Source organism: Brevundimonas sp. EYE_349, from assembly GCF_023147505.1.
Classification (GTDB): Bacteria; Pseudomonadota; Alphaproteobacteria; order Caulobacterales; family Caulobacteraceae; genus Brevundimonas.
The window spans coordinates 91,559-110,278 of sequence record NZ_JAHXPB010000010.1; the positions used below are offsets into that span (position 1 = coordinate 91,559).

Annotated in this window: 18 protein-coding genes; 12 read left to right on the forward strand and 6 right to left on the reverse strand. The window is 66.8% G+C overall.

Annotated elements, in window-relative coordinates:
- Nucleotides 1-21: 21 nt before the first annotated feature.
- Both atpA and KZX42_RS15905 read right to left on the reverse strand, forming a co-directional pair.
- On the reverse strand, nt 22-1,554 hold the full coding sequence (gene atpA / locus KZX42_RS15900) for a F0F1 ATP synthase subunit alpha (protein ID WP_248120961.1): 1,533 nt from the start codon (nt 1,552-1,554) through the stop codon (nt 22-24).
- A gap of 72 nt (nt 1,555-1,626) precedes the next feature.
- Nucleotides 1,627-2,181: a F0F1 ATP synthase subunit delta gene (locus tag KZX42_RS15905; RefSeq protein WP_248120963.1), complete on the reverse strand. Its 555-nt coding sequence runs from the start codon at nt 2,179-2,181 to the stop codon at nt 1,627-1,629.
- Nucleotides 2,182-2,639: 458 nt separating this feature from the next.
- Between KZX42_RS15905 and KZX42_RS15910 the strand changes: the two genes are divergently transcribed.
- Both KZX42_RS15910 and KZX42_RS15915 read left to right on the forward strand, forming a co-directional pair.
- Nucleotides 2,640-3,467 (forward strand): TerC family protein, encoded by an 828-nt coding sequence (locus KZX42_RS15910; protein WP_248120965.1) that lies wholly within the window; start codon nt 2,640-2,642, stop codon nt 3,465-3,467.
- A 5-nt stretch (nt 3,468-3,472) separates the two neighbouring features.
- Nucleotides 3,473-4,249 carry a glutaminyl-peptide cyclotransferase gene (locus tag KZX42_RS15915; RefSeq protein WP_248120967.1) on the forward strand — a complete coding sequence of 259 codons (777 nt, stop codon included), beginning with the start codon at nt 3,473-3,475 and terminating at the stop codon, nt 4,247-4,249.
- A 64-nt stretch (nt 4,250-4,313) separates the two neighbouring features.
- On the opposite strand, the gene katG is transcribed toward KZX42_RS15915, so the two are convergent.
- On the reverse strand, nt 4,314-6,584 hold the full coding sequence (gene katG, locus KZX42_RS15920) for a catalase/peroxidase HPI (protein WP_248120969.1): 2,271 nt from the start codon (nt 6,582-6,584) through the stop codon (nt 4,314-4,316).
- 146 nt (nt 6,585-6,730) lie between these two features.
- Between katG and KZX42_RS15925 the strand changes: the two genes are divergently transcribed.
- Nucleotides 6,731-7,630: a hydrogen peroxide-inducible genes activator gene (locus KZX42_RS15925; RefSeq protein ID WP_248120971.1), complete on the forward strand. Its 900-nt coding sequence runs from the start codon at nt 6,731-6,733 to the stop codon at nt 7,628-7,630.
- A gap of 80 nt (nt 7,631-7,710) precedes the next feature.
- A complete protein-coding gene (locus KZX42_RS15930) occupies nt 7,711-7,890 on the forward strand; it encodes a hypothetical protein (protein ID WP_248120972.1) in 180 nt (59 codons plus the stop codon).
- A 73-nt stretch (nt 7,891-7,963) separates the two neighbouring features.
- Here the strand turns inward: KZX42_RS15930 and acnA are convergent, their stop codons facing one another.
- Nucleotides 7,964-10,690 (reverse strand): aconitate hydratase AcnA, encoded by a 2,727-nt coding sequence (gene acnA, locus KZX42_RS15935; protein ID WP_248120974.1) that lies wholly within the window; start codon nt 10,688-10,690, stop codon nt 7,964-7,966.
- 367 nt (nt 10,691-11,057) lie between these two features.
- Between acnA and ccmA the strand changes: the two genes are divergently transcribed.
- Genes ccmA through KZX42_RS15965 form a run of 6 tightly spaced genes read left to right on the forward strand, consistent with a single transcriptional unit; the run spans nt 11,058 to nt 14,247 of the window.
- The gene (gene ccmA, locus KZX42_RS15940; protein ID WP_248120976.1) at nt 11,058-11,681 is read left to right on the forward strand and encodes a heme ABC exporter ATP-binding protein CcmA; all 624 of its coding nucleotides are present in this window, start codon (nt 11,058-11,060) and stop codon (nt 11,679-11,681) included.
- Nucleotides 11,678-12,388, forward strand: a complete 711-nt coding sequence (ccmB, locus tag KZX42_RS15945) for a heme exporter protein CcmB (protein ID WP_248120978.1) — start codon at nt 11,678-11,680, stop codon at nt 12,386-12,388. Before ccmA ends, ccmB begins: the two co-directional genes overlap by 4 nt.
- A gap of 39 nt (nt 12,389-12,427) precedes the next feature.
- Nucleotides 12,428-13,147 carry a heme ABC transporter permease gene (locus KZX42_RS15950; RefSeq protein WP_248120979.1) on the forward strand — a complete coding sequence of 240 codons (720 nt, stop codon included), beginning with the start codon at nt 12,428-12,430 and terminating at the stop codon, nt 13,145-13,147.
- 3 nt (nt 13,148-13,150) lie between these two features.
- Nucleotides 13,151-13,366, forward strand: coding sequence for a heme exporter protein CcmD (ccmD, locus tag KZX42_RS15955; protein WP_248120980.1), 216 nt, complete (start codon nt 13,151-13,153; stop codon nt 13,364-13,366).
- Nucleotides 13,363-13,923, forward strand: coding sequence for a DsbE family thiol:disulfide interchange protein (locus tag KZX42_RS15960; protein ID WP_248120982.1), 561 nt, complete (start codon nt 13,363-13,365; stop codon nt 13,921-13,923). Before ccmD ends, KZX42_RS15960 begins: the two co-directional genes overlap by 4 nt.
- 45 nt (nt 13,924-13,968) lie before the next feature.
- Nucleotides 13,969-14,247, forward strand: a complete 279-nt coding sequence (locus KZX42_RS15965) for a hypothetical protein (protein WP_248120984.1) — start codon at nt 13,969-13,971, stop codon at nt 14,245-14,247.
- On the opposite strand, the gene KZX42_RS15970 is transcribed toward KZX42_RS15965, so the two are convergent.
- The gene (locus KZX42_RS15970) at nt 14,248-15,003 is read right to left on the reverse strand and encodes a M48 family metallopeptidase (RefSeq protein WP_248120985.1); all 756 of its coding nucleotides are present in this window, start codon (nt 15,001-15,003) and stop codon (nt 14,248-14,250) included.
- A gap of 68 nt (nt 15,004-15,071) precedes the next feature.
- Entirely contained in the window at nt 15,072-16,610 is a 1,539-nt protein-coding gene (locus KZX42_RS15975) for a cryptochrome/photolyase family protein (RefSeq protein WP_248120987.1), read from the reverse strand.
- Between the two features lie 304 nt (nt 16,611-16,914).
- Here KZX42_RS15975 and KZX42_RS15980 point away from each other — a divergent pair, with 304 nt between their 5' ends.
- Together KZX42_RS15980 and KZX42_RS15985 are read left to right on the forward strand one after the other, a co-directional pair.
- Nucleotides 16,915-18,204, forward strand: a complete 1,290-nt coding sequence (locus tag KZX42_RS15980; RefSeq protein WP_201099695.1) for a site-specific integrase — start codon at nt 16,915-16,917, stop codon at nt 18,202-18,204.
- A 252-nt stretch (nt 18,205-18,456) separates the two neighbouring features.
- Nucleotides 18,457-18,645: a hypothetical protein gene (locus KZX42_RS15985; RefSeq protein ID WP_003168750.1), complete on the forward strand. Its 189-nt coding sequence runs from the start codon at nt 18,457-18,459 to the stop codon at nt 18,643-18,645.
- Nucleotides 18,646-18,720 lie beyond the last annotated feature (75 nt).

Sequence of the window (18,720 nt, forward strand, 5' to 3'; positions counted from 1 at the left end):
TCTCAGCTTATCCGGTCGAACTCAGGCGAAGGTCTTCACGAAGGCGGCCAGGATGTCCTTCAGCTCGGCTTCCAGCTCGGGCGTCAGGTCCTTCTTGGCGCGGATGCCTTCCAGCAGCGAGGCGTGGTTTGCATGGATGCGCGCCAGCAGTTCCTTCTCGAAACGACCCACGTCGCCCACGGCGATGCCGTCGATATAGCCGCGCGTGCCGGCGTAAACCGAGACGACCTGCTCTTCCATCGCCAGCGGCGAATACTGCGGCTGCTTCAGCAGCTCGGTCAGGCGGGCGCCGCGCGCCAGCAGCTTCTGGGTCGAGGCGTCCAGGTCCGAACCGAACTTGGCGAAGGCGGCCATTTCACGATACTGGGCCAGCTCGCCCTTGATGGTGCCGGCGACCTTCTTCATCGCCTTGGTCTGGGCCGACGAGCCCACGCGCGACACCGAGATGCCGACGTTCACGGCCGGGCGGATGCCCTGATAGAACAGGTCCGATTCCAGGAAGATCTGGCCGTCGGTGATCGAGATCACATTGGTCGGGATGTAGGCCGACACGTCGTTGGCCTGGGTCTCGATGATCGGCAGGGCGGTCATGGAGCCCGAACCATAGTCCTCGTTCAGCTTGGCCGAACGCTCCAGGAGGCGGCTGTGCAGATAGAAGACGTCGCCCGGATAGGCTTCACGGCCGGGCGGACGGCGCAGCAGCAGCGACATTTGGCGATAGGCCACGGCCTGTTTAGACAGGTCGTCATAGACGATCAGGGCGTGCATGCCGTTGTCGCGGAAGAACTCGCCCATGGCGGTGCCGGCGAACGGGGCCAAGAACTGCAGCGGGGCCGGCTCGGACGCGGTGGCGGCGACGACGATGGTGTATTCCAGCGCGTCGGACTCTTCGAGCGTCTTGACGATCTGGGCCACGGTCGAACGCTTCTGACCGACAGCGACGTAGATGCAGTAGAGCTTGGCGCTCTCGTTGTCGGTCTTGTTGACGTTCTTCTGGTTCAGGATGGTGTCGACGGCGACGGCCGTCTTGCCGACCTGACGGTCGCCGATGATCAGCTCGCGCTGGCCGCGGCCGACGGGGATCAGGGTGTCGATGGCCTTCAGGCCGGTCTGCATCGGCTCGTGCACCGACTTGCGCGGGATGATGCCCGGCGCCTTGACGTCGACGCGGCGGCGCTCGGTGAACTGGATCGGGCCCTTGCCGTCGATCGGCTCGCCCAGCGGGTTGACGACGCGGCCCAAGAGGCCCTTGCCGACCGGCACGTCCACGATCTCGCCCAGGCGGCGCACGTCGTCGCCCTCGGCGATGGCGGCGTCGGCGCCGAAGATCACGGCGCCCACGTTGTCGCGTTCCAGGTTCAGGGCCATGCCCTTGACGCCGGCCTTGGTGAACTCGACCATTTCGCCGGCCTGGACATTGTCCAGACCGTGAATGCGGGCGATGCCGTCCCCGACGGACAGCACGCTGCCGACGTCGGAAACGTCGGCTTCGACGCCGAAGTTGGCGATCTGCGACTTCAGGATGGCCGAGATTTCAGCGGCGCGGATGTCCATGGGATCTCTCTGTCTAGGTCTTCTTCGGGGCGAGCCGTTCGGACCCGCTGCAGTCTTTGGGGCTCAGAACGCTCAGGCGCGCTTGAGGGCGAATTTCATCTGGTCGAGCTTGGTCTTCAGCGAGGCGTCGAACAACTTCGACCCCACCTTGACCTTCAGGCCGCCCAGGATCGACGGATCGACCCGCGTGGTCAGCTCCGGCGCCTTGCCCAGGCTGGCGTTCAGGGCGGTCTTGATGGCGGCCAGTTGCTTGGCGTCCAGCGGCTGGGCCGACACCACCTCTGCGGCGACGATCCCGGCGTGTTTGGCGTAAAGGCGCTCGAAGCCGGCGACCACGGCGCCCAGGTCTCTGGCGCGGCCGTTCTGGGCCAGCAGACCCAGGAAGTTGACGGTGTTCTTCTCGAACCTGGCCTGGGTCGCCACCGCGACCAGACCCTTGGCCTGATCGGCGGTCGAAATGACCGGCGACGTCGCCAGACGGCGCAGGTCGGCGCTCTCGGTCCAGGCGGTCTTCAGCGAGACGACATCGACCCGAACGGCGTCCAGGCGGCCGGTTTCCAACGCCAGGTCAAACAGCGCCTGTGCATAGCGATCGCCGACTTCCGTCGTTCTGAAATCATCAGCCACTGATTAGGGTCCGAGGTCGTTGTGTCAGGGTCGCGACCGACTGCGAAGGTTCACAACGGTCAAAAGCTTGAAATGCTTAGGGAAAGCACGACAGAGGCCGTATCCGTGAACACGCCCCCTTCAAGCCGGGCGCCTGATAGCACGGGGTTTCGCCAGTCGCAACATTCCGTGAAGGCGCGTCGATGCCGCAGGCCGGATCAAAGTCTCCTTCCCATGCAATGGGGAGGAGGGACCGCAAAGCGGTGGAGGCGCTCTTGAAGTCCCACAAACGCCTGTGATGCGGCGGAAGCCCCTCCGTGTCTCTGCTCCGCAGGGAGGAGACAGCGCCTTAGCATTTGCTGCGACCCAGCAGGCGCAGGCAGGGGGTGCGACCATGACGCCGCACCCGTCCGCTTGATCGGAACCTGCGTCGGCCCTAGCGCTTTCCGCTCAAGCTTTTACCCCCCTCAGGAACCCCGATGCTCGACAGCATAACCCCGCTTCTCTCCGATCCGGCCGCCTGGGCCGCATTGGTGACCCTCATCGTGATGGAGGTGGTGCTCGGGATCGACAACCTGATCTTCATCTCCATCCTGTCGAACAAATTGCCAGAGCATCAGCGCTCCAAGGTGCGGCGCATCGGCATCGGCCTGGCCCTGGTCATGCGTCTGGCCCTGCTGTCGATCATCGCCTGGCTGGTCGGACTGGTTCAGCCGGTCTTCACCGTCATGGGCAACGAATTCTCGTGGAAGGATCTGATCCTGATCGCGGGCGGCCTGTTCCTGGTTTGGAAGGCGACCAAGGAAATTCACCACACGGTGGACCCGACGCCCACGCCCGACGTCCTGGACAAGAAGGACGTCATGATCACCAACGCCGGGGCCGCGATCGTCCAGATCATCATCCTGGACATCGTCTTCTCGATCGACTCGATCCTGACCGCCGTGGGCATGACCGAACATCTGCCCATCATGGTGGTGGCGGTTCTGGTCGCCGTGACCGTGATGCTGCTGGCCGCCGATCCCCTGGCCAACTTCATCAACAAGAACCCGACTGTCGTCATGCTGGCCCTGGGCTTCCTGCTGATGATCGGCATGGTTCTGATCGCGGACGGCTTTGGCTTCCATGTTCCCAAGGGCTACATCTACGCCGCCATGGCCTTCTCGGCCGGGGTGGAGGCGTTGAACATGCTGGGTCGGCGATCCGCGTCCAAGAAGGAAAAGGCCGAGTTGGCCCGCAGCGAGGCGAACGCTGCGGAAGCCCGCGCCCGCAAGGCCGAGGCCGAAGCCGCCGCCGAGCGGAGCTGAGGATCATGATCGGTCCGTCGTCCCGCCTCGCCGGTCTTTTCGCCGGCCTGCTGCTGGCGGCGGGCGGTCTGTTCGGTCCCGCCGCCGCCGAGGTTCCGGTCCAGTCCTATGAGGTCGTGCGCGCCTATCCGCACGACCGCACAGCCTTCACCGAGGGCCTCTTCTTTCACGATGGCGCCCTTTACGAGAGCACCGGCCTGTATCCGTCCTTCATCCGCAAGGTGGATCTGGAGACGGGCGCGGTGCAGCGCCAGCGCGACCTGCCGACCATCTATTTCGGCGAGGGCATGACCACGCTGAACGGCAAGCTCTACAGCCTGACGTGGCGCAACCACATTGGCTTCATCTGGAAGCTGGACGACTTCTCGCCCCTGGGCGGCTTCTCCTATCCGGGCGAGGGCTGGGCCCTGACCACCGACGGCCGCCGGCTGATCATGAGCGACGGCACAGACCAGATTCGCTTCCTCGATCCGGACACCTTGGCCGAGACCGGCCGCGTTTCCGTGACCGCCGACGGCCGGCCGCTGGATCAGATCAACGAACTGGAATGGATCGATGGCGAGGTGTTCGCCAACATTTGGCAGGACAGCCGCATCGCGCGCATCGATCCCGAGACCGGCGTGGTCAAGGCCTTCATAGACCTTGCCGCCCTGGTCCCCAAGGACGCCGGGCTGGATCCCAACGACGATGTCGCCAACGGCATCGCCTGGGACGCTGCGGGCAAACGCCTGTTCGTCACCGGCAAACGCTGGCCGCAACTGTTCGAGATCAGGCTGAAATAATCTGCCGTCATTCCGGGGGCGTCCGCAGGACGAACCCGGAATGACGATGGCAACCGGATCACGCTCACCCGAGCAGGTCGAACCGATCCAGCTCCATCACCTTGGTCCAGGCCGCCACGAAGTCTGTCGTGAACCTGGCCTGGGCGTCCGCCCCGGCATAGACCTCGGCCAGGGCGCGCAGCACGGCGTTGGAACCGAACACCAGATCGACCCGCGTCCCGGTCCATTTCGCCTCGCCCGTGCGGCGGTCGCGGCCTTCGAACACATCCCTGGCGTCCGAGGTCGCCGTCCACTTCACGTCCATGTCCAGCAGGTTGACGAAGACGTCGTTCGACAGCACGCCCGGCCGGTCGGTCAGCACGCCATGCGTCGCGCCACCCGTATTGATGTTGATGGCGCGCAAGCCGCCGATCAGCACCGTCATCTCCGGCGCCGTCAGGGTCAGGCGCTGGGCCTGATCGATCAGCAGGGCCTCGGCCGGCACGCTGTAGCGCGCCTTCTGATAGTTCCGGAACCCATCGGCGGCCGGCTCCAGATAGGAGAAGGATTCGACGTCGGTCTGCGCCTGACTGGCGTCGGCGCGCCCCGGATTAAAGGGCACGGACACCTCCTGCCCCGCCGCCTTGGCCGCCTGTTCGACGCCCAGATTGCCGGCCAGCACGATCAGATCGGCCAGGGACACGGCCTTGCCGCCCGTCTGGTCCTGGTTGAAGGCGAACCGCACCCTCTCCAGCGTCTTCAGCACCCGGTCCAGCAGTTCGGGCTGGTTGACGGCCCAGTCCTTTTGCGGGGCCAGGCGGATGCGCGCCCCGTTCGCTCCGCCGCGCTTGTCCCCGCCCCGGAAGGTCGAGGCCGAGGCCCAGGCGGTCGCGACCAGTTCAGCCGGGCTGAGGTCCGTCTCGGCGATCCGCGCCTTCAGATCGGCCGCGTCCGCCGCATCGATCAGCGGATGATCCACCGCCGGGATCGGGTCCTGCCAGATCAGCTCCTCGCGCGGGATTTCCGGCCCCATATAACGCGAGCGCGGCCCCAGATCGCGGTGCGTCAGCTTGAACCAGGCCCGCGCGAAGGCTTCGGCGAAGGCTTGCGGATTGTGCAGGAAGCGGCGCGAGATCTTTTCGTATTCGGGGTCGAACCGCAGCGACAGATCGGTCGTCAGCATGGTCGGCCGCTTCTTTTTCGATGGATCGTGGGCGTCGGGAATGATCTCGCCCGCATCCTTGGCCACCCACTGGTGCGCCCCGGCCGGCGACTTCTCCAGCTCCCATTCGAAGCCGAAAAGGTTCTCGAAGAAGAAGTTGCTCCACTGGGCCGGCGTCTGGGTCCAGGTGACTTCCAGCCCGCTGGTGATGGCGTCGCCGGCCTTGCCCGAGCCGAAGCTGGAGGTCCAGCCCAGCCCTTGCGCCTCCAGACCGTCCGCCTCCGGTTCGGGTCCGACATGATCGGCCGGCCCGGCGCCGTGCGTTTTGCCGAAGGTATGGCCGCCCGCAATCAGGGCCACCGTCTCCTCGTCGTCCATGGCCATCCGCTTGAAGGTGTCGCGAATGTCGTGCGCCGCCGCCAGCGGGTCGGGATTGCCGTCCGGTCCTTCCGGGTTGACGTAGATCAGCCCCATCTGCACAGCCGCCAGCGGGTTCTCCAGATCGCGCGAATGCTCATGGCCGTCCGCGTCGTCGTCCAAGACCAGCACGGCCTCGTCGGCCGGCTTGTCCACCCCATGCGAACCGTGGGCGTAGCGCAGGTCGCCGCCCAGCCAGGTGGTCTCGCGCCCCCAATAGACGTCCTGATCGGGCTCCCAGACATCCTCGCGTCCGCCGGCGAAGCCGAAGGTGCGGAAACCCATGGTCTCCAGCGCCACATTGCCGGTCAGGATCAACAGGTCGGCCCAGGAAATGGCCTGGCCGTATTTCTGCTTGATCGGCCACAGCAGGCGGCGCGACTTGTCGATGTTGACGTTGTCGGGCCAGGAGTTCAGCGGCGCGAACCGCTGCTGGCCGCGTCCGCCGCCGCCGCGGCCGTCGCCGACGCGATAGGTGCCGGCGCTATGCCAGGCCATGCGGATGAACTGCGGCCCGTAATGACCGAAGTCGGCGGGCCACCAGTCCTGCGAATCCGTCATCAGCTTGCGCAGATCGGCCTTCAGCGCCTCATAATCCAGCGTCTTGAACGCCTCGGCATAGCTGAAGTCCTGCCCCAGCGGGTTGGACCGCGACGAATGCTGGTTCAGCAGATCGGTGCGCAGATGCCCGGGCCACCAGTCGCGGTTCTGCGTCCCGCCGCCTGCGACGGATTCTGTCGTGCGGCCCGAGAAGGGGCATTTGGCTTCGTCGCTCATGGTCGTCTCTCCGGAGTGGACGGGACGGCGGCGCGGCGTTGCGCGGCATTGCCCCTGGTGATCCCAGGGGCATTTGGGGCCAGGCCAGAAAATAGATCAAATCGATTATCTTTGATTTGTTCATAGACTGACCCTATGTCGCACCTATGCTCCCCACCCTGCGACAGCTTCAGTATCTCGAGCTTTTGGCCGAACACGGTAGTTTCTCGCGCGCCGCCGAGGCCGCCCACGTCAGCCAGCCCGCCCTCAGCGCCGGGGTCCAGGAACTGGAGCGTATTCTGGGCGCGCCGGTGGTCGAGCGGGCGCGCGGGGCGGTCATCATGACAGCCGTGGGGGCCGAGGCCGTGCGCCGGGCCGAGGACGTGCTGGCCCGCACCGAGGACCTGGTCGAAGCGGCCAAGAACGCTGGCCGGCTGCTGTCCGGCCGCTTCCGGCTTGGCGTCATCCCGACTGTCGCGCCCTTCCTGTTGCCCGCCAAACTGCCGTCGGTGAAGGCCGCCTACCCCAGCCTGAAGCTTTTCATCCGCGAAGACCTGACGCCCCGCCTGATCGCGGCGCTGAAGGCCGGTCAGATCGACGCCGCCGTCATCGCCCTGCCCTATGACGCCCCCGGCATCGCCCACGCCCGTATCGGCGACGATGAGATCATGGCCGCCGCCCCCGCCGACCACGCCCTGGCCGCGCCCGGCCCCATCGGCCCCGGCTCGCTGCGGGCTGAGGACCTGATCCTGCTGGAAGACGGCCATTGCCTGCGCGACCACGCCCTGGCGGCGCTGGACATCGAGGCGCCGCGCGGCGACGACGTCTTCGCCGCCACCAGCCTGCATACCCTGGTCCAGATGGTCGGATCAGGGCTGGGCGTCTCCTTCCTGCCCAAGATGGCGGTGCAGGCGGGTCTCGCCGACAACCCGTCCGTCGCCATCCGCGCCTTCGAGAATCAGGCCGACGGGGCCCCGCCCCGCCGCGAGATCGTGGTCGCCTGGCGCGCCGGCTCCAGCCGCGCGGCCGAGGCCCGACTTCTGGCCGAGGCCCTGACGCTGGATTAAACAACTGGCAAGGGAAATGCGTCGATGGCACAACCCGTGCATGTTAGACGACATTGGTATTCCAAACGGATCAGGCAGACATGGATCGGAAGAATTTCGAGTCTCTGGCCGCTGAATGGCTGGCGCGATCGTTTGACGAGCCGTCGCCCGCGCTGAGCGAGGCCTGCGTGCAGATGGCGGCCCTTTGCCACGCCATGGCTGACTTCTCCGCACGTCTCGACCGAATTTCCACGCAGCAGCCGTGCGATGCGCGCGCCTGAAACGCAATCACCCGAAGGTCTTGCGACCTTCGGGTGACGACAGGCGATCTTCTACGCCAGATCGGCGTGTCGATTACTCGGCGGCGATCGGCGCTTCGGTTTCGGGGCCGCGGGCCAGGTTGCGCAGGACGTAGGGCATGACGCCGCCTGCGCGCAGATAGTCCAGCTCGGTCTGGTTATCGATGCGGCAACGAACCGGGAAGCGGGCCATCTTGCCGTCCGACGGACGGAACAGTTCGACCCACAGGTCCTGACGCGGCTTCAGCTTGCCGATGTTGGCGTCGGTCAGTCCGCGGATGGTGACGATCTCTTCGCCCGTCAGGCCCAGCTTCTGCCAGCCGTCCTGCTTGAACTGCAGCGGCACCACGCCCATGCCGACCAGATTCGAACGGTGGATGCGCTCGAAGCTTTCGGCGATGACGGCGCGGACGCCCAGCAGGTTGGTGCCCTTGGCCGCCCAGTCGCGCGACGAGCCGGTGCCGTATTCCTTGCCGGCGAAGACGACCAGAGGACGGCCTTCCGACTGGTAACGCATGGCCGCGTCATAGATCGACATGGTGTCGCCCGACGGGAAGTGTTTGGTCACGCCGCCTTCGATGTCGGGCGTGATGCGGTTCTTGATGCGGATGTTGGCGAAGGTGCCGCGCATCATGACTTCGTGGTTGCCGCGACGGGCGCCGTAGCTGTTGAACTCGGCCGCCTCGACGCCGTGGTTGGTCAGATAGACGCCGGCGGGCGAGGTCTTCTTGATCGAACCGGCCGGGCTGATGTGGTCGGTGGTGATCGAGTCGCCGAAGATGGCCAGGACGCGCGCTTCCACGATGTCCTGAACCGGCGTCAGCTCCATCGACAGACCTTCGAAATAGGGCGGGTTGGCGACATAGGTCGACTTGTCGTCCCACTCATAGGTCTGGCCGCCGGTGACCTTGATCGCCTGCCAGTGCTTGTCGCCCTTGAACACGTCCTTGTAGCGTTTGGCGAACATGGCCGGGGTGACGGACTTGCGCTGGATGTCCGAGATTTCCTGCGCGGTCGGCCAGACGTCCTTCAGGAAGACGTCATTGCCCTTCTTGTCCTGACCGATCGGGTCCTTGGTGATGTCGATCCGCATCGAACCGGCGATGGCATAGGCCACGACCAGCGGCGGCGAGGCCAGATAGTTGGCCTGGACGTCCGGGTTCACGCGACCTTCGAAGTTGCGGTTGCCCGACAGGACGCTGGTGGCGACCAGGGCGTTGTCGTTGATCGCCTTGGAAATCGCCGGGTCCAGCGGGCCCGAGTTGCCGATGCAGGTGGTGCAGCCATAGCCGACCAGGTTGAAGCCCAGGGCGTCCAGGTCCTTCTGCAGACCGGCGTCGGTCAGATAGTCGGTGACCACCTGCGATCCCGGCGCCAGCGAGGTCTTGACCCACGGCTTGGCCTTCAGGCCCAGCGCATTGGCCTTGCGCGCCACCAGGCCGGCGGCGATCAGCACCGACGGGTTGGAGGTGTTGGTGCAGGAGGTGATGGCCGCGATGACCACGTCGCCGTCGCCGACCGAGAACTTCTCGCCTTCCACGTCGGCGCGGGGGGCGTCGGACGGGCGGTTGAACACCTCGCTCAGGGCGGTTTCGAACGAAGAGGCGGCGGTGGTCAGCTCGACGCGATCCTGCGGACGCTTCGGACCCGCCAGCGACGGCACGACGGTCGAGATGTCCAGTTCCAGCACGTCGGAGAAGACCGGGTCTTCGCTCGTCTCGTCGATCCACAGGCCTTGCGCCTTGGCGTAGGCTTCGACCAGGGCGACACGCGCCTTGTCGCGGCCCGTGGCGGTCAGATAGCCGATGGTGGCGGCCGAGACGGGGAAGAAGCCACAGGTGGCGCCGTATTCCGGGGCCATGTTGGCGATGGTCGCTTGGTCCTCGATCGTCATGTTCGGCAGGGCGTCGCCGAAGAACTCGACGAACTTGCCGACCACGCCCTTCTTGCGCAGCATCTGGGTGACGGTCAGCACCAGGTCGGTGGCGGTCGCGCCTTCCGGCAGACGGCCGGTCAGCTTGAAGCCGATGACCTCGGGGATCAGCATCGGGATCGGCTGGCCCAGCATGGCGGCCTCGGCCTCGATGCCGCCGACGCCCCAGCCCAGGACGGCCAGACCGTTGATCATGGTGGTGTGGCTGTCGGTGCCGACGACGGTGTCGGGATAGGCGACGGTCTTCTTGCCTTCGTCCAGGGTCCAGACGGTCTGGGCCAGGTTCTCCAGGTTCACCTGGTGGCAGATGCCGGTGCCGGGGGGCACGACGCGGAAGTTGTTGAAGGCCGAAGAGCCCCAGCGCAGGAAGTTGTAGCGCTCGATGTTGCGCTCGTATTCACGCTCGACGTTCTGACCGAAGGCTTTCGACGTGCCGAAGTTGTCGACCATGACCGAGTGGTCGATGACCAGATCGACCGGCACCAGCGGGTTGATCTTGGCGGCGTCGGCGCCCAGGGCGCTCATGGCGTCGCGCATGGCGGCCAGGTCGACCACGGCGGGAACGCCGGTGAAGTCCTGCATCAGCACGCGGGCCGGACGGAAGGCGATTTCGTGCTCGACCGAGCCCTTGTTCTCGACCCAGGCGGCGACGGCCTTCAGGTCGTCCTCGGTGACGGAGACCCCGTCCTCGTTGCGCAGCAGGTTCTCCAGCAGCACCTTCATCGAGCGCGGCAGGCGGGAAATCCCGGAAAGCCCTGCTTCCTCGGCGGCGGGAAGGCTGTAATAGGCGTATTTCTTACGCCCGACGGAAAGGTCCTGGCGGGTCTTGAAGCTGTCGATCGACGGCATGGAGAGTTCCTCTGGTCAGCGCCGCCCGACAATCCGGTTGCGCCTTCGCGCGACAGACGCAGCGGCTCACAGGGCCCCTGCGCGCGCGGCGAAAGCCTGCTGCGGCGACCGTGCCTATAGCCCCGCCTGAACCGACCGTCCATGTGTCCACACCCACGACGAGGACATTGAGAAAGGTTCGCAGATTCGCGCGCCTCCGCCACCCTCCCCGCGCCACGGAGGGTGGCGGAGCCCAGCGAGGTCGGATGGGGGCGGCGGCCCGCCGCATGGCCGATCCGCCTCGCGTCTGGGAGTGCGCCCCTGCCGGGTCGCCCCCACCCGGTCGCTGCGCGACCACCCTTCCCGGCGCGAGGAGGAAGGGCCCGCCATGATCCACACCCTCACCCTTTCCGGCCTGACCGTCTCGCGCGGCGAGCGGCGGCTGTTCCACGGGCTCGATCTCACCCTGCGCGCCGGCGAAGTGCTGGCCCTGACGGGCGCCAACGGGGCGGGAAAGACCAGCCTGCTTCGCGCCATCGCCGGCCTGCTGCGCCCCGACGCCGGAACCGTCGCCTTCCACGACGGCGACGGCAATTCGCTGGACGAGCGACAGGCGCGAGGCCGCGAGACCCATTTTCTCGGCCATCTGGACGGGCTGAAAGGGGGGCGCACGGCGCGCCAGGAACTGGGCTTCCAGTGCGACTGGCTGGGCCACACCCAGTACGGCGTCGATCACGCCGCGCAGGCGTTCGGCCTTTCGCCCCTGCTGGACCTCGAGGTCCGCCGCCTGTCCGCCGGCCAGCGCCGCCGTCTGGCCATGGGCCGCCTGGTCGGATCGCCGCGCGCCCTGTGGCTGCTGGACGAGCCCATGGCGCCGCTGGACGCCCGCTGGCGCACGGCCTTCGCCGAACAGATGCAGCGCCACCTGGACGCCGACGGTCTGATCGTCGCCGCCGTCCACGACCCCCTGCCCCTGCCCTCGCGCAGCCTGGACCTGGGGGGGCTGGCATGAGCCGCCCGACCGACGATCACGAACCCCGCCCGCCCGGCCTGCGGGGCGCAACCCGCGTCCTGCTGGAACGCGAACTGGACCTGGCCTGGGGCGGGGGCGGCGGGCCGCTCCTGGCCTGCGGCTTCTTCGCCTGTCTGACCGCCATCCTGCCGCTTGCGGCCGGCGGCGATCCGCGCACCCTCGGCCCTGTCGCGGGCGGCGTCGCCTGGTTGGCCCTGGCCTTGGCCTCCCTTCTGTCGCTGGAGCGGCTGTTCGAGCGCGATCTGGAGGACGGTGCGCTGGACCTGCTCGCGCTCGGCCATCTGGCGCTGGAGCAGGTCGTGTTGACCAAGGCCCTGGCCCAATGGATCGCGGTCGGCCTGCCCCTGGCCCTGACCGCCCCCGTCGCCGCCCTGGCCCTTGGCCTGCCCGTGTCGCTGACGCCGCTCGTCGCCCTGACCGCTCTGATCGGAGGAGCAGGCTTCGCCTTCACCGGGGCCCTGGGCGCCGCCCTCGCCCTGGGCGCCAGGCGCGGCGGCCTGCTGATCGCCGTGGTGGTCCTGCCGCTGTTCATCCCGCCGGTCGTCTTCGGCGCCGGAGCGCTGGAACGCGCGGCTTCGGGCCAGTCTGTCGGACCGGCCCTCGCCCTGCTCTGCGCCTACGTCCTGTTCGCCGCCGTCGTCGCGCCCTTCGCAGGGGCGGCCGCCGTTCGGAACGCGCAAGGGTGAGCTTGCCCGTCGTCCCTTCGCCGCGTAAGCGCTGAACCGATGTTCGGCCTGTCCAATCCGCAGCGCTTCATGGCCTTCACCGGCCCTTTGACACCCGTCCTGTGGGGGCTCGCCGCCGTGCTGCTGGGCGTCGGCGCCTGGCTCAGCTTCTCCGTCCCGGCCGATTATCAGCAGGGCGACACGGTGCGGATCATGTTCGTCCACGTCCCCGCCGCGACCCTCGGCCTGGGCGCCTATGCGGCCCTGGGCGTGTCCAGCTTTTTCGCCCTGGTCTTTCGGCACGCCCTGGCCGACGCCGCCGCTCGCGCCGCCGCCCTGCCGGGCGCGGCCTTCACGGCGCTGGCCCTGATTACCGGCTCACTGTGGGGCCAGCCGATGTGGGGAACCTGGTGGGTGTGGGATGCCCGACTGACCAGCGTTCTGGTGCTGTTCCTCTTCTACCTCGGCTATATGGCGCTGAGGGCCTCCATCGATGACGAGCATAAGGCCGGCCGCGCCGCGGCCGTCCTCGGTCTGGTCGGCCTGATCAACCTGCCGATCGTGAAGTTTTCGGTCGACTGGTGGAACACCCTGCATCAGCCCGCCAGCTTCCTGACCCCCGGATCGTCGGGCCTCGATCCCGTCTATCTGCCGCCCTTCCTGACCATGCTGGCGGCCTATGGGGTGCTGTTCCTGGCCCTGTGGCTGACGGCGATCCGCACCGAGATTCGCCGCCGCCGCGTCATGACCCTGCGCGCCCGTCTGGCCCAGGAGGCTTAACCGATGCTCGACCTCGACATGGCCCCCTACGCCGCCTTCGTCTGGCCCGCCTGGGGGATCAGCGCCCTGGTCCTGAGCGCCCTGACCGTCCGCGCCGTGACCGCCTCGCGCAAATGGAAGCGCGAACTCCAAAGCCTGGATATAGCCGCCGATGAGGCGGCTCGCCCTCAAGTAGCGCCAAGCGCGATAGGGCCAAAAGAAACAGGGCTTCGCCCGTGAACCGCTGGCTGGCCCTGATCCCGCTGGCGGTGCTGGCGGCGCTGGCGGTCCTGTTCATCGGCTGGTCGCTGAAGCGCGACCCCGCCTTCAAGCCCGACGCCCTGGTCGGCCAAGCCGTGCCTGAGACCGTCCTGCCCCTGCTGTCGGGCGATCAGGCAGGTCCGGGCAACCTGGACCTGAGGACCGCCGGGGTGGGCAAGCCCATGCTGGTCAATGTTTTCGCCTCCTGGTGCGCCCCCTGCCGAATCGAACATCCCAAGCTTCTGGCGCTGAAGGCGCGAGGCGTCGCCGTCGTCGGCGTCGCCTACAAGGACGAGCCGGTCGCCACCCGCGCCTTCCTGGACGAGATGGGCGATCCCTATGCGATGGTTCTGGTGGACCGGGAGGGCCGCGCGGGTCTGGACCTTGGCATTTCCGGCGTGCCCGAGACCTTCGCCGTCGACGCCCTGGGCCGCATCACCGCCAAACAGTCCGGCCCCCTGCTGGACGACGCCGACATCGACAGGCTGGTCGCCTCCATGCAGGCTCCCGCGCGCCCCGCGCCGACCCGGCGATGAGGCTGCGTTAACCCTTTTTCGACCCTATGCGTTAACCATGTCGGCATGAGCGCGATTCGCCCCGATCTGCCGTTGAACACGCCCGCCCAGGGCCTCGATCTGCCCAGCGCGCGAAACGCCCAGGCGGCCTTCTTCCGCGCCGCCATGAGCCAGGCCTCCGCGCCTCAGCCCGCCCCAGCCCCGGCCCCGACACCTGCCGCCGCCGTCATGTCCGCGATCCGCACCGCCAACCCGGCGCGCCCGGTGGAGGCGCCGCCTGCAGCACCTCAGCGCGAGGAGCCGCGCATCCTGCGTCCCGGCTCCTACCTCGACATCCGCGTCTGATCAGTTCCAGCCGCGGCTGGCGATATATTGCTGCAGCATCTCGATCCGGGTCGCGTCCGACGGATGGGTCGAGGCGAACTGCGGCGTCTGGGTCTGTCGCTGCGCCGCCATCAGCCGCCACAGGGCCACGGCCTGCGAGGGCCGGAACCCCGCCCCGGCCATATAATCGACGCCCAGCCGGTCCGCCTCCAACTCGTCCCGACGCGAATAGGGCAGCAGCAGACCATACTGCGCCGCCAGCCCGCCATAGGCGTTGACCGCATCGCCATAGCGTCCCGCCGCGCCCCCGACCGCCGCCAGGCCGATGCTGGTGGCGGTCTGGCTGGACGCCCGTTCTGCGGCGTGGTTGGCGACGACGTGGCCGATTTCATGACCGATCACGCTGGCCAGCTGATCGTCGTTCTGGACCAGGGACAGCAGGCTGGTCGTCACCCCGATCTGGCCTGACGGCAGGACGAAGGCGTTGGGGCTGGCCTCGGTGAAGACCGCATAGTCCCAGGTCCGGTTCCCCAGACCCGCCGCCTGCACCAGCCGGTCGCCCACGCGCCGGATCCGGTCCACCTGGGCGCCCGTGGTCATCACGCCGGGCTTGGCGATGGCCTCGCGCCACGCCTGCGTCGACTGCTGCGACAGGGCGGCATTGTCCACCAGCAGAAACTGATTGCGCCCCAACGCCTCGTTATAGGCGCAGGCCGACAGGGCCGAGGCCGCCACGGCGGCGGTCAGGATCAGAGCGGAACGACGGGGCAGGAACACGAGACGGCCTCTTGGACGGTTGGCGCAACAGCCAAGCAAATCCCGTCCCCCCGGTCCAGGTTCCGATCTCACCCGATCGGCGTCGCGCCCAGCAGGGTGCGGCAGGCCTCCGCCTCGGCCGCCAGGGCCGCGCGCTTGGCCTCGCCGAAGCCGTCCAGCGCCTTGTAGGGCATGGCCAAGCGGATATTGTCGCGCAGCCGGTGGCGGTTGCGCTCGAGAAAGCCCCAGTACAGCCGGTTGAACGGACAGGCGGCGTCGCCGCTCTTGCTCTTCACGTCATAGCGGCAGACCCCGCAATAGTCGCTCATCCGGTCGATATAGGCGCCGGACGCCGCATAGGGTTTGGACCCCACGATCCCGCCGTCCGCGAACAGGGCCATGCCCCGCGTATTGGGCATCTCCACCCATTCGTAGGCGTCGGCGTAGACGCACAGATACCAGTCGTCGACGGCGTCGGGATGCACCCCCAGCAGCAGGGCCAGGTTGCCCGCCACCATCAGCCGCTGGATATGGTGGGCGTAGGCGTTGTCGCGCGTGGTCTTCACCACATCGGCGACGCAGGCCATGTCCGTCTCGCCCGACCAGTAGAACCAAGGCAGTTCGCGATCCGCGTCCAGGAAGTTCCGCACCCGATATTCCGGCGCCTTCAGCCAGTAGACGCCGCGCACGAACTCGCGCCACCCCAGGATTTGACGGATGAAGCCCTCCACAGCGTTCAGCGGCGCGGCGCCCGCGCGATAGACGCCTTCCGCTCGGCTACAAACGTCCAGGGGGTCCAGCAGGCCCAGGTTGATCGAGGTCGAGATGAGCCCGTGCCACATCCACGGCTGGCCCTCCGCCATCGCATCCTGCCAGTCGCCGAAGCCGGGCAGGACGGTGCGCAGGAAGTCGTTCAGAACCGTCTGCGCCTCCTCGACCGTGGTGGGCCAGCCGAAGCCGTCCAGCGCGCCGAAATGGTCGGGAAACAGCCGCTCCACATCCGCCATCGCCTGGCGCGCCACGGCGTTGGGCGGGGTGCGCAGACGGTCGGGCGGCGTCACACCGCGCGCCAGCTTTTTGCGGTTCTCGGCGTCATAGTTCCAGCGCCCGCCCTCAGGCCGATCGCCGTTCATCAGAAGCCCGGTCGCCCGGCGCATCTCGCGATAGAAGAACTCCATCCGCAGCTGCGACTTGCCCGAGGCCCAGCGCCGGAACCTGTCGTGTGAGCAGAGGAAGCGGCTGTCGGGCCGGATTTCGACCGGCAGCCCCGCCCCTCGGGCGAAGGCGGCCAGATGCTCGGCCAGCCGCCACTCGCCGCATTCGGTCATGGCCACGGCGTCGAAACTCCCGCCGTCCAGCGCGCGGGCCAGTTCGCCGGTGATGGAGCCGGTGTTGTCGGGATCGTCGATGGCGACGTATCGCACCGTCAGCCCCCTGGCCCTCAGACGCTCGGCGTGGTTTCGCATGGCGGCGAAGATCAGGGCGATCTTCTGCTTGTGGTGGCGGACATAGGTCGCCTCGTCGCGCACCTCGGCCATCAGAAGGGTGTCGGCGGCCGGGTCCAGCCCGTCCAGCGCGCTCAGATCGTCCGACAGCTGGTCGCCCAGCACCAATCTCAGAACCGCCACGCCCGTCTCCGTCGTCATCGCGTGCGGGCCAAACGCAAAAACGGGCCTGACCGACTGGCCAGACCCGTTTTTATTTGCGTCCCGACATGGAGCGGGCGAGGCGATTCGAACGCCCGACCCCAACCTTGGCAATGTTGGGGATCAGCATTTCCGGGCTTTTCAGGACGTTCCAAAAATCAGCTTTGTATGTTGTTTTGCATAGAGTTTCTTGTTTATCCGGTTGCGGAGCGTTTCGGCCGGTTTCACTTGAGTTGGTAGCGGAGTGGTAGCGGTGGCTCGGAAATGAGCGTATATTTCTATCGCCATGACGAAGCAAAAACTCACCAAGCGCGTGGTTGAGAGCGCGCCCGTTCCGGAGACCGGCGAGGGTCGAATCTGGGACAGCGAGATCGCAGGCTTCTGCCTTCGGATCTATCCAGGGACCGAGACCCGACAGGGCCATGCAGCCAAGCCGGTCCGAAGAATCTTCGCCATCAAGTACCGGGTCCGCGGGATCCAACGCTGGCTGACGCTTGGCGAGCATGGGGACGGTCCGGACAAGCTCACCGCGGACCGCGCTCGCAAGGAGGCCGCATCGGTGGTGGTCGACGCACGGCGCGGCATCGATCCCGGCGAAGCCCGCAGGCGCATCGAGGGCCTTACCGTCAAAGGCTTGGTTGAGCTCTATCTGGAGAGGGGGCCGGACGACAAACCGACCAAACGGGATTCGTCATGGGCCATGGACCGGACGAACCTCGAGCGCCACGTCGTGCCCCTGCTCGGGAAGATGGCGCTTGATACGGTCACTCGCGACCACATCACCGGGATGATCCGATCGATCACGGCCGGGAAGACCGCCAAGGATGTGAAGACCAAACTTCGTGGTCGATCCATCGTAAAGGGCGGGGCAGGCATCGCTGACCGGACCTATTCCACCCTGCGGGCGACCTTCAACTGGGCGATCGACAAGGGCCATTTCGCCGGCCCGAACCCCTGCGCCAAAGTCGAACGCAAGATTAGGCCGGCGGTCGAGCGCTTCCTGTCCGAGTCCCAGGCTCAGGATTTGATCGCAGCGCTGGACGCCCTGGAAGCGGGTGCGACGATCTCCGAACGGCAGGGCGCTGTCTATCGGCTTCTGCTTCTGACGGGCGCAAGGCGCAACGAGATCGCGGGCCTGCGCTGGACGGAGGTCGATTTTGATCGGCGTCGGCTCGTGCTGCCGCCGAGCCGCACCAAGGCCGGTGGCCGCACGGGGGATCGTCGGATCTCGCTCAACGACATGGCCTTCGGAATCCTGCACCGTCTCTACAAGACCCGCGGTCGAAGCCAATTCGTCTTCCCGGCCGCCAAGGGCGACAACGGATATGCGACCTCCGAGTCCAAGATCTGGCGGGACAAGGTGCTCCCCAAAGCCAAGCTGGAAGGCGTCCGCATCCACGACCTGCGCCACAGTTTCGCAAGCTTCGCCCTAGCCGACGGGGCCAGCCTCCCGATGATCGGCAAGGCGCTGGGACACGCCAACAGTCGCGCCACGGAACGGTATGCCCATCTGAGCGACGATCCTGTTCGCGCGCTTGCAGAGCGGATCGGTGAGCGTTTCAGTCCCAAGGCCTGAACTCGGGTCCACGGGCCGATATCAATCCGGAGCCATGGTTTGACTTTGAGCGTAGTAAGACGCTCGCGGTGTTCCAATATGCCGAATGTCAAACCAACATGTTTGACAATCTTCATATTAGGACACTATGAGTGTTCAAATGATAGGAATGTCAATCGGCGTCTAAAAGGGGTGGTGACGTAGATGTTTTCGGGCGGTTGATAAGGCGCTGGGCGGCCTTCAGCGCTGGAGGGTGATCAACGGAGTTCGCCCATGCGCAGCCGCCCCCATTATATCCACTTCCGTCGTGGCCGTCAGCTTTTCGGCGTCCGGCGCGTGACGGCCGGAGACCGCCTCCAGTTCGTCGGTTCCCTGAACGGCATCGACTGCGGCACCTGGCCCACCAAGGAGGCCGCTGTGCAGGCGCTGCTGCGGCGCGCGGCGTCGAACGTGCCCTACTAGTCCTCTCGTGCTAAACTTGCGCCAGATGCTGTCACCAACCCGAGAACCCTCGTGAGCCGTCCTCCTTTGGACGAA

Coding starts and splice junctions, on each gene's coding strand:
- KZX42_RS15985 (WP_003168750.1), top strand. CDS start 18,457: ATGCGCAGCCGCCCCCATTATATCCACTTCCGTCGTGGCCGTCAGCTT.
- KZX42_RS15950 (WP_248120979.1), top strand. CDS start 12,428: ATGTTCGGCCTGTCCAATCCGCAGCGCTTCATGGCCTTCACCGGCCCT.
- acnA (WP_248120974.1), bottom strand. CDS start 10,690: ATGCCGTCGATCGACAGCTTCAAGACCCGCCAGGACCTTTCCGTCGGG.
- ccmB (WP_248120978.1), top strand. CDS start 11,678: ATGAGCCGCCCGACCGACGATCACGAACCCCGCCCGCCCGGCCTGCGG.
- ccmA (WP_248120976.1), top strand. CDS start 11,058: ATGATCCACACCCTCACCCTTTCCGGCCTGACCGTCTCGCGCGGCGAG.
- KZX42_RS15925 (WP_248120971.1), top strand. CDS start 6,731: ATGCTCCCCACCCTGCGACAGCTTCAGTATCTCGAGCTTTTGGCCGAA.
- atpA (WP_248120961.1), bottom strand. CDS start 1,554: ATGGACATCCGCGCCGCTGAAATCTCGGCCATCCTGAAGTCGCAGATC.
- KZX42_RS15980 (WP_201099695.1), top strand. CDS start 16,915: ATGACGAAGCAAAAACTCACCAAGCGCGTGGTTGAGAGCGCGCCCGTT.
- ccmD (WP_248120980.1), top strand. CDS start 13,151: ATGCTCGACCTCGACATGGCCCCCTACGCCGCCTTCGTCTGGCCCGCC.
- KZX42_RS15915 (WP_248120967.1), top strand. CDS start 3,473: ATGATCGGTCCGTCGTCCCGCCTCGCCGGTCTTTTCGCCGGCCTGCTG.
- KZX42_RS15910 (WP_248120965.1), top strand. CDS start 2,640: ATGCTCGACAGCATAACCCCGCTTCTCTCCGATCCGGCCGCCTGGGCC.
- KZX42_RS15930 (WP_248120972.1), top strand. CDS start 7,711: ATGGATCGGAAGAATTTCGAGTCTCTGGCCGCTGAATGGCTGGCGCGA.
- KZX42_RS15965 (WP_248120984.1), top strand. CDS start 13,969: ATGAGCGCGATTCGCCCCGATCTGCCGTTGAACACGCCCGCCCAGGGC.
- katG (WP_248120969.1), bottom strand. CDS start 6,584: ATGAGCGACGAAGCCAAATGCCCCTTCTCGGGCCGCACGACAGAATCC.